This is a genomic window from Candidatus Streptomyces philanthi (genome assembly GCF_059553635.1).
This window is the reverse complement of sequence record NZ_JCANQV010000274.1, coordinates 1-7,570: the sequence shown is the minus strand read 5'-3', so window position 1 is coordinate 7,570 and position 7,570 is coordinate 1. Positions and strand designations below refer to the sequence as shown.

Below are 7,570 nucleotides of genomic sequence, written 5' to 3'. Positions count from 1 at the left end.
GCCACGCTGGCCGAGGCGGCGCGTGCGGTGGCGGCCGCCGGCGGCGATGTGGCGGGCGCGGCGGTGGTCGCGGCCCCGCGAGCGGCCTTCGTGTCCTACGGGAACGGCCCGGCGCTGTCCGATATAGCTGCTTTTGGGGGTGCGGGATCACGCAAATGGATCTGAAGGCCGTGAGGGGGTGCCGACACCCGTCCGGGCGAGCTATGTTCAGTTGTGAGGACTTGGCGGATGCTTTGCCTCGGATGTCGTGATGGCTGTTTTCAGGGGCTTTTGGAACGACCGGAAAAACGGGAGTGAAGATCGCTTTCCTGGGGGAGGAGAGGTGTAAGTCGCCAAGTCCGAGGCTTCGGCACCCACCGGAGCCTGGTGCAAGAAGGATGCGTTCCGCCCGCTGTGCGGAGCGATCCGGGAACGGAGTTCTGCGTGGACATCGTCGTCAAGGGCCGCAAGACCGAGGTGCCCGAGCGGTTCCGGAAGCACGTGGCCGAGAAGCTGAAGCTGGAGAAGGTCCAGAAGCTCGACGGCAAGGTGATCAGCCTGGACGTCGAGGTGTCCAAGGAACCCAATCCTCGGCAGGCAGACCGTTCCGACCGAGTGGAGATCACCCTCCGCTCCCGTGGCCCGGTGGTCCGGGCCGAGGCGGCGGCCGGCGACCCGTACGCCGCGCTGGATCTGGCCACCGCCAAGCTGGAGGCGCGGCTGCGCAAGCAGCACGACAAGCGGCACTCGCGCCGTGGCAACGGCCGCATCCCGGCGAGCGACGTCGCCGTGACCGTCCCCGACGCCGCGCGCCTGAACACCAACGGTGAACTCGGTACCTACGCGGCGTCCGAGGAGCAGGTACCCACCACGAGGGTGGGGTCGCTGGACGTCCAGGGCGAAGGCCCGCTGGTCGTCCGCGAGAAGACCCACTCGGCGGCCCCGATGGCCCTCGACCAGGCCCTCTACGAGATGGAACTGGTCGGCCACGACTTCTATCTCTTCGTCGACGCCGAGACCAAGCTGCCCAGCGTCGTCTACCGGCGGCACGCCTACGACTACGGCGTCATCCACCTGAACCCCGACTCGTTCGGGGAGGAAGAACCCGGCGGCGCGGGCGGCGCGCTGGCCGGCTGACCTTCATCCGTTCGGTGCCCCCGGTGCGTACCGGGGGCACCATCGTGCCTGCGGGAAGGACGAGTTGGGGCCGTATAGAGTTGGTGCCAGCCAGGAAGCACGTGGGCGGACAACGGCGAGTTGCCGGGGAGACGAGCGTATGGCGTTGATCGGGCTGGCCGTAGAGGGCTGTCGTCAACCAGCCTTATTTCCAAACTCTGGCCCTTCGGCCGAGTAGTTGACGGGGAGGAACGATGGGGGACAGCTTCGGGCCCGTGGGCGGTGCCGCGGAAGCCGGGGGAGGCGCCGCGGGGGACGGCGATCGGCGGCGCCTGCCGCGCGAGGAACCGATCCGGGTCCTGGTGGTGGACGATCACGCTCTCTTCCGGCGCGGTCTGGAGATCGTTCTCGCCCAGGAGGAGGACATCCAGGTCGTCGGCGAGGCCGGCGACGGCGCGGAGGCGGTGGACAAGGCCGCCGACCTGCTGCCCGACATCGTGCTGATGGACGTACGGATGCCCCGGCGCGGCGGCATCGAGGCATGCACCGCGATCAAGGAGGTGGCCCCCAGCGCGAAGATCATCATGCTGACGATCAGTGACGAGGAGGCCGACCTCTACGACGCGATCAAGGCCGGTGCCACGGGCTATCTGCTCAAGGAGATCTCCACCGACGAGGTGGCGACCGCGATCCGCGCCGTCGCCGACGGCCAGTCGCAGATCAGCCCCTCGATGGCGTCCAAGCTGCTGACCGAGTTCAAGTCGATGATCCAGCGCACCGACGAGCGGCGGCTGGTGCCCGCCCCCCGGCTCACCGACCGGGAGTTGGAGGTGCTCAAGCTCGTCGCCACCGGTATGAACAACCGCGACATCGCCAAGGAACTCTTCATCTCCGAGAACACCGTGAAGAACCACGTCCGCAACATCCTGGAGAAGCTGCAACTGCACTCCCGGATGGAAGCCGTGGTGTACGCGATGCGGGAGAAGATCCTGGAGATCCGCTGACCGCCGCGGGGCCACCGCCCCGCGGCGCGCCCCCCTCAGCCGCCGATCAGCTTGAGCTCTCCGCGCAGCGCGGCGGCCAGCCCGGCGTCGTCGCAGCGTTCGAGGCGGATGTCGTCGCAGCCCACCCACCCCGCGGCCTCGTACAGGGCCCGTGCCATCGGCCGTACGGCCTTCGCCCCGCTCATCGACACCTGCCGGGCGACCAGCGTGCGCCCCTCACGGGCCGGGTCCACCCGGCCCACCAGCTCACCGCCGGCCAGCAGCGGCATCACGAAATAGCCGTGCACCCGCCGCTGCCGGGGCACATACGCCTCCAGCCGGTGCGTGAACCCGAAGATCCGCTCCGTCCGCGGGCGGTCCCAGACCAGGGAGTCGAACGGCGACAGCAGCGTCGTACGGTGCCGGCCGCGGGGCGGGTCGGCGAGCGCGGCCGGATCGGCCCAGCCGGGCCTGTCCCAGCCCTCGACCTCGACCGGTACCAGCCCGGAGTTGGCGACCACGGCGTCGACCTGATCGCCCTTGAGACGGTGGTAGTCCGCGAGATCGGCGCGGGTGGCGACGCCCATCGCGGCACCGGCCCGCGCGACCAGCCGGCGGGTGCACTCGGCGTCGGACAGCCCGTCCGTGAACAGCTCCCCGGGGACGGCCCGCTCGGCGAGGTCGTAGACCCTCTTCCAGCCGCGTCGTTCCGTGCAGACCACCTCGCCGAACATCAGCGCCCGCTCCACGGCGGTCTTGGACTCGCTCCAGTCCCACCACGGCCCGCCGTTCCTGGCGCCGCCCAGCTCCGTGGCGGTCAGCGGCCCCTCGGCGGCGAGCCGGCCGAGGACCGCCTCGTACGCGGCGGGCGACACCTCGCTGTTCCACCGGGAGCGGGCGCGGTAGGCGCGCCGCCGGAACGCGAAGAGGGGCCACTCCTCGATCGGGAGGATGCACGCGGCGTGCGACCAGTACTCGAAGCTGCGGGTCCCGGCCCAGTACGCCGCCTCGACGTCGCGGCGGCCGACCGCGCCGAGCCGGGCGTAGGGGATGAGCTCGTGCGACCGGGCCAGGACCGAGATCGTGTCCAGCTGCACGGCGCCCAGGTGCCGCAGCACGCCGCGCACCCCCGCGCGGCGGTCCGGCGCGCCCAGCAGGCCCTGTGCCCGCAGGGCCAGACGGCGCGCCTCGGCGCGTGAGAGAGAGGTGACGGGCGGCGGCGAGGACGGTGTCACGGCGGTCATGCGCAAAGACTAGGGGCGGGTACCGACAACGGGGCGGTTCAGCCCGGGTGGGGCAGATACGGCGTCGTGTCCGCGGGTCCGCCGGCGAGGTCGGACGGCAGCAGGGAGCCGATCCACGCGTCGCGCCGGGTGCCGGAGTGCACCAGTGCCGCGCGGAGAGTGCCCTCCATACGGAAGCCGGCCCTGAGGGCGACGGCGCGCGAGCCCTCGTTCCCGGCCTCGGCCCGCCACTCCAGCCGCTCCACGCCCAGGTCGCGGAAGGCCCAGCGGGCCAGGGCCCCGGCCGCCTCGGTGGTGTAGCCCCGGCCGCGGTGCTCCCGCGCCGTCCAGTAGCCCAGCTCGGCCTGCCGCTCCGGGGCGGGCAGGGCGGTGAGCCGGACCAGGGCCACCGAGCCGACCAGCGGGCCGCCGTCGCGCAGGGCCACGGCGAAGGCGTAGGCGGTGTCGTCGTACCAGCCCCGCGGGGCGTCCGTGCCGACGTACCGTTCCGCGTCCCGGACGGTGTACGGGGACGGCACGCTCGTCCATCGGGGTATCTCGGGGTCCTGGCAGGCGGCGTGCACCGCGGTGGCGTCGGACGGCCCGAAGGGGCGCAGGACGAGGCGGTCCGTGGTGAGGACAAGGGGCTCCATGCAGGGATTCTGCGCGGCCGCCGCAGGAGGGGCGAGCGTTTTTCGGGGGGAGGCCCCCGGCACCATCGCGCGCCGCCGTACGTTCACCGGGGGAGGGGATCAGCGGGTTCGCTGCGGCGGACCTCCCTGCCGGGCGGCCTCCTCCCTTACGATGGCCGTTGCGGCGGGGCCTGCCCCCTGGAGAAAATGCCGCGCCAGCGCACGGAAAGTGCAGGCCCGACCGGCGAGGAGACCAGCCCAAGTGTCCGTCTTGACGAAGATCATGCGTGCAGGCGAAGGAAAGATCCTGCGCAAGCTGCACCGCATCGCGGGCCAGGTCAATTCCGTCGAAGAGGACTTCACCGCCCTCTCCGACGCCGAGCTGCGGGCGCTCACCGACGAGTACAAGCAGCGGTACGCGGACGGCGAGTCCCTGGACGACCTCCTCCCCGAGGCGTTCGCCACGGTCCGCGAGGCCGCCAAGCGGGTGCTCGGCCAGCGCCACTACGACGTCCAGCTGATGGGCGGCGCGGCGCTGCACCTCGGGTACGTCGCCGAGATGAAGACCGGTGAGGGCAAGACCCTGGTCGGTACCCTCCCGGCGTATCTGAACGCGCTGTCCGGCAAGGGCGTCCACCTGATCACGGTCAACGACTACCTGGCCGAGCGCGACTCCGAGCTGATGGGCCGGGTCCACAAGTTCCTGGGCCTCACGGTCGGTTGCATCCTCGCCGACATGACGCCCGCCCAGCGCCGTGAGCAGTACAACTGCGACATCACCTACGGCACCAACAACGAGTTCGGCTTCGACTACCTGCGCGACAACATGGCCTGGTCGAAGGACGAACTGGTCCAGCGCGGGCACAATTTCGCCATCGTCGACGAGGTCGACTCCATCCTCGTCGACGAGGCCCGTACGCCGCTGATCATCTCCGGCCCGGCCGACTCCGCCACCAAGTGGTACGGCGACTTCGCCAAGTTGGTGCGCCGCCTGAAGAAGGGCGAGGCCGCCAACCCGCAGCGCGGCATCGAGGAGACCGGCGACTACGACGTCGACGAGAAGAAGCGCACCGTCGGCATCCACGAGTCCGGTGTCGGCAAGGTCGAGGACTGGCTGGGCATCGACAACCTCTACGAGTCGGTGAACACCCCCCTCGTCGGCTACCTCAACAACGCGATCAAGGCCAAGGAGCTGTTCAAGCGCGACAAGGACTACGTCGTCATCGACGGCGAGGTCATGATCGTCGACGAGCACACCGGCCGTATCCTCGCCGGCCGCCGCTACAACGAGGGCATGCACCAGGCCATCGAGGCGAAGGAGGGGGTGGAGATCAAGGACGAGAACCAGACGCTCGCCACGATCACCCTCCAGAACTTCTTCCGCCTCTACGACAAGCTCTCCGGCATGACCGGTACGGCGATGACCGAGGCCGCCGAGTTCCACCAGATCTACAAGCTCGGCGTCGTTCCCATCCCCACCAACCGCCCGATGGTGCGCAAGGACCAGCCGGACCTGATCTACCGGACCGAGCCCGCCAAGTTCGACGCGGTCGTCGAGGACATCGCCAAGAAGCACGAGCAGGGCCAGCCGATCCTGGTCGGCACCACCTCGGTCGAGAAGTCCGAGTACCTCTCCCAGCAGCTCAGCAAGCGCGGCATCGCGCACGAGGTCCTCAACGCCAAGCACCACGAGCGGGAGGCGTCGATCGTCGCCCAGGCGGGACGCAAGGGCGCCGTCACCGTCGCCACCAACATGGCCGGCCGTGGTACGGACATCAAGCTCGGGGGCAACCCCGACGACCTCGCCGAGGCCGAGCTGCGCCGGATGGGCCTCGACCCGGTCGAGCACGTCGAGGAGTGGGCGGCCGCGCTGCCCGCCGCGCTGGAGCACGCCGAGGCGGCCGTCAAGGCGGAGTTCGAGGAGGTCAAGGGCCTCGGCGGGCTCTACGTCCTCGGCACCGAGCGGCACGAGTCGCGCCGTATCGACAACCAGCTGCGCGGCCGCTCCGGCCGTCAGGGCGACCCGGGCGAGTCCCGCTTCTACCTCTCGCTGGGCGACGATCTGATGCGGCTGTTCAAGGCGCAGATGGTCGAGCGCGTGATGGCGATGGCCAACGTGCCCGACGACGTCCCGATCGAGAACAAGATGGTGACCCGGGCGATCGCCTCCGCCCAGTCGCAGGTCGAGCAGCAGAACTTCGAGACCCGCAAGAACGTTCTGAAGTACGACGAGGTCCTCAACCGCCAGCGTGAGGTCATCTACGGCGAGCGCCGCCGCGTCCTGGAGGGCGAGGACCTCCAGGACCAGATCAAGCACTTCATGGACGACACGATCGACGCCTACGTCCAGGCGGAGACGGTCGAGGGCTTCGCTGAGGAGTGGGATCTCGACCGGCTGTGGGGCGCCTTCAAGCAGCTCTACCCCGTCAAGGTGACGGTCGAGGAGCTGGAGGACGAGGCCGGCGACCGCGCGGGCATCACGGCGGAGTTCATCGGGGACGCCGTCAAGGAGGACATCCACGAGCAGTACGCCGCCCGGGAGAAGCAGCTCGGCTCCGACATCATGCGCGAGCTGGAGCGCCGGGTCGTCCTCTCCGTGCTGGACCGCAAGTGGCGCGAGCACCTCTACGAGATGGACTACCTCCAGGAGGGCATCGGCCTGCGCGCGATGGCCCAGAAGGACCCGCTGGTGGAGTACCAGCGCGAGGGCTTCGACATGTTCACCGCGATGATGGAGGGCATCAAGGAGGAGTCCGTCGGCTATCTGTTCAACCTGGAGGTCCAGGTGGAGCAGCAGGTCGAGGAGGTCCCGGTGCCCGAGGCCGCGGAGCGGACCTCGCTGGAGAAGGACGCCGCGGAGGCCGTCCCGGCCGGCGCGGGCCGCCCGGAGATCCACGCCAAGGGGCTGGAGGCGCCGCAGCGCCCGGACCGGCTGCACTTCTCCGCGCCGACGGTCGACGGCGAGGGCGGTGTCATCGAGGGCGACCTCGTCAGCGACGAGGACACCGGCCCGGTCCGTTCCGCGGCCGACGGCCTGACCCGCGCGGAGCGCCGCAAGGCCCAGAAGGGCGGCCGCCGCCGCAAGAAGTGAGCCGTGCTGGGCCCCAAGGGCCTGTGGCGGTGACATGACGGGAGTGCCCCGGCCGGTCTCCGGCCGGGGCATCGTCGTGCCGGGGCGCCTCACCGGGGCGCCTCACCGGGGCGGGCCCCAGACGGCCGGGGTCGGGCCGATGTCCAGGGCGGCGCAGCGCCACCGGGAGTCCGCGCCCAGCTCCAGCCGGAAGGCCAGGGCCCGCAGGCGCTCACCGGCGGTGACACGGGCGAACGCCTCGATGACGCCGCGGCACGGCTGGCACAGCCCGCACTCGCGCACCGTCGGCACCGTACGCACCGGACCGGGCCCGGCGATCGGCCGCAGCGGCTTGAGCGGGGCCAGCTCCACCAGGCGGTCGTACGCGGCCGGCAGCGCGTGCCCTAAGAGGGCGTGCACCGGGCGCTCGCCGCTGAGCGTGAGCACCAGCTGGCGGGCGAACCAGTGGTGCGGCCGGTGCTCCTGTGCGCGCCGCTGAGCGCCTGCCGACGGCAGTGCGGTGAGTCGTACCGGCCGTCGGTCCGCGGCTGCCGCAGCGGCCGCCGG

Annotated in this window: 6 protein-coding genes; 3 read left to right on the top strand and 3 right to left on the bottom strand. The window is 70.8% G+C overall.

Features of this window, described 5'->3' with window-relative positions; all coding sequences use genetic code 11:
* Positions 1–423: 423 nt before the first annotated feature.
* Together hpf and AC51EU_RS24310 are read left to right on the top strand one after the other, a co-directional pair.
* Positions 424–1,116, top strand: a complete 693-nt coding sequence (gene hpf / locus AC51EU_RS24315; protein WP_496269189.1) for a ribosome hibernation-promoting factor, HPF/YfiA family — start codon at positions 424–426, stop codon at positions 1,114–1,116.
* Between the two features lie 233 nt (positions 1,117–1,349).
* Positions 1,350–2,099, top strand: a complete 750-nt coding sequence (locus AC51EU_RS24310) for a response regulator (protein WP_496269188.1) — start codon at positions 1,350–1,352, stop codon at positions 2,097–2,099.
* A 35-nt stretch (positions 2,100–2,134) separates the two neighbouring features.
* On the opposite strand, the gene AC51EU_RS24305 is transcribed toward AC51EU_RS24310, so the two are convergent.
* Entirely contained in the window at positions 2,135–3,322 is a 1,188-nt protein-coding gene (locus AC51EU_RS24305; protein WP_496269187.1) for a winged helix-turn-helix domain-containing protein, read from the bottom strand.
* A 38-nt stretch (positions 3,323–3,360) separates the two neighbouring features.
* Positions 3,361–3,954: a GNAT family N-acetyltransferase gene (locus AC51EU_RS24300; protein ID WP_496269186.1), complete on the bottom strand. Its 594-nt coding sequence runs from the start codon at positions 3,952–3,954 to the stop codon at positions 3,361–3,363.
* Positions 3,955–4,195: 241 nt separating this feature from the next.
* On the opposite strand from AC51EU_RS24300, the gene secA reads away from it, so the two are divergent.
* Entirely contained in the window at positions 4,196–7,024 is a 2,829-nt protein-coding gene (gene secA / locus AC51EU_RS24295; protein ID WP_496269185.1) for a preprotein translocase subunit SecA, read from the top strand.
* A gap of 102 nt (positions 7,025–7,126) precedes the next feature.
* On the opposite strand, the gene AC51EU_RS24290 is transcribed toward secA, so the two are convergent.
* Positions 7,127–7,570: Rv3235 family protein (locus AC51EU_RS24290; RefSeq protein ID WP_496269184.1), on the bottom strand; the 444-nt coding region annotated here is incomplete at its 5' end.